2 protein-coding genes and 1 pseudogene are annotated in these 1,844 nt (G+C 33.9%); 2 read left to right on the top strand and 1 reads right to left on the bottom strand.

Features of this window, described 5'->3' with window-relative positions:
* Nucleotides 1–73: 73 nt before the first annotated feature.
* Together HUN22_RS16815 and HUN22_RS16810 are read left to right on the top strand one after the other, a co-directional pair.
* The gene (locus HUN22_RS16815; protein ID WP_174731783.1) at nucleotides 74–847 is read left to right on the top strand and encodes a hypothetical protein; all 774 of its coding nucleotides are present in this window, start codon (nucleotides 74–76) and stop codon (nucleotides 845–847) included.
* A gap of 19 nt (nucleotides 848–866) precedes the next feature.
* Nucleotides 867–1,667: a tetratricopeptide repeat protein gene (locus tag HUN22_RS16810; RefSeq protein WP_174731780.1), complete on the top strand. Its 801-nt coding sequence runs from the start codon at nucleotides 867–869 to the stop codon at nucleotides 1,665–1,667.
* Here the strand turns inward: HUN22_RS16810 and HUN22_RS18040 are convergent.
* Nucleotides 1,650–1,844 (bottom strand): annotated as a pseudogene (locus HUN22_RS18040) (hypothetical protein); the annotation flags it as partial. The gene HUN22_RS16810 and the pseudogene HUN22_RS18040 overlap by 18 nt on opposite strands.

Below are 1,844 nucleotides of genomic sequence, written 5' to 3'. Positions count from 1 at the left end.
GCCTGAAACAGAAGAAAAAGGCGATTATTTGAGAAGTAATTATTCAGAATAAGCTATATAGGAAAATTGAATCATGAGTGATGGAAATCAAAAAGTAAATCAAAATGGCAGGCCTGTTTATTTATTCTCGCCAAGTCAAAAAGAAGCAGCTAGTACGGCCCAAGATACTTCAACATATATTGGTGTATTAACTAACTCAACTAAACTGATCGAGAAAAATAACTTTGCTTGGGGACTTCTACATTCAAAAAATACTCCTCCGTTCAGCTTAGAACGTATTAAAAAATCTACCAATGCACGTATGTATTTTCATAAACCTGATAATGTAGGAAATAAGGTATTTCGAGGAAACCCTAACACAAGTGTATCTAATGTAGGTGAAGTAGCAAAAAAGTTTGACAAAATAGGAGGTAAATTAGGAAAAGCAGGAGATATTGTAGAAATTGGAATATTGACCAGAGAACGTGATTCCAAAGGTTTAGTTGTAAAAGCGGCAACAATGACAGGTTCAACTTATGGAGAAGCTGGCGGATTAGCATTAGCAGGAAAAATATGTCCTAAACTAGCAAAAGGTACACCACAAAAAGCTGCACTTGTTGGTGCATCATGTTTTGGAGCACTGTTTTATTTAGGAAATAAAGCTGGAGATGCAATTGGAAAAGGAGCTGGAGAGTCGAAAGTAGGACAAAGGCTTGGAGATTCGCAAGCTGTAGTGAGTGTTGTTAATGGTTTAGCAGACGCAGCAGATATATTGGAAGCACAAGAAAAGGCAAATGCCGAAGCGGAAAGACAAAAACAGCTTGAAAAAGATCCTATGTTAGAATGGCACATTATCGGAGCTGATTAACAATTAATTTGGACTAAAGATGAAATCGAAATTATTGATTATTGCTGGGTGTTTAATTTTATCTAATAGTTTTTTACTATCTGGATGTGCCAAGCAACCTTCGTCACAAAATCTTGTACAAGAAAAACCTTCAGAAGCTCTGAGATTATATGAAGAAGGACAGAAATATTTTTTAGGTAAAGATGTTAAGCAAAATTATCAAAAAGCTTTAGAGCTATTTCAAAAAGCCTCTGATCAAGGATTAGCTGAAGCGCAAAATGATCTAGGAGGAATGTATTTCGAAGGTCTAGGCACACCTCAAGATTATCAAAAAGCTTTTAAATATTTTGATAAGGCAGCTAACCAAAAATTAGCAGCAGCCCAATATAACCTTGGGCTCATGTATGATAAAGGTTTTTATATTCAAAAAGATAGAAAAAAAGCTCTAGAACTTTATGAGTTATCAACTGAACAAGGTTACGCTAAGGCTCAATATAATTTAGGTAATGCTTATGCAAATGGAGATGGTGTCCCACAAAATAATACGAAAGCTTTAGAACTTTTCTCAAAAGCAGCACAGCAAAATCTTCCTCAAGCATCCTATAATTTAGGTAATATGTATGCAGACGGTGAAGGGGTTACCCAAGATAATAAGAAAGCTTTAGAGTATTTTACTAAAGCAGCTCAGCAAGGCTTTCCTCAAGCACAATATAATTTAGCTTATATGTATGAAAATATTTTCCCTGATTTGGAAAAGGCTAAATTTTGGTATATGGAAGCTTCAAAAAACCATATCCCTGAGGCTGATCAAGCATTAGAAAGGTTATCTACGGTTAAATAACATATAAATACTATAAAGGGTAATAATCGCAAGTAAAGTCAATAGAATTCCTTGTATTTCTGAAAAGAAAATACTTAACCAAGATAATCTATAGTTAAATTCTTTATTTGAAAGAAATAACTTAGCTTTATTAGGGGAATTCTTATTTATAAATAATTTTATTGTCCGATCTTTTAC

The sequence above is a fragment of the Acinetobacter lactucae genome, from assembly GCF_013344765.1.
Lineage (GTDB): Bacteria > Pseudomonadota > Gammaproteobacteria > Pseudomonadales > Moraxellaceae > Acinetobacter > Acinetobacter lactucae_A.
This window is presented reverse-complemented; position numbering and strand designations above follow the sequence as displayed.

Coding starts and splice junctions, on each gene's coding strand:
- HUN22_RS16810 (WP_174731780.1), top strand. CDS start 867: ATGAAATCGAAATTATTGATTATTGCTGGGTGTTTAATTTTATCTAAT.
- HUN22_RS16815 (WP_174731783.1), top strand. CDS start 74: ATGAGTGATGGAAATCAAAAAGTAAATCAAAATGGCAGGCCTGTTTAT.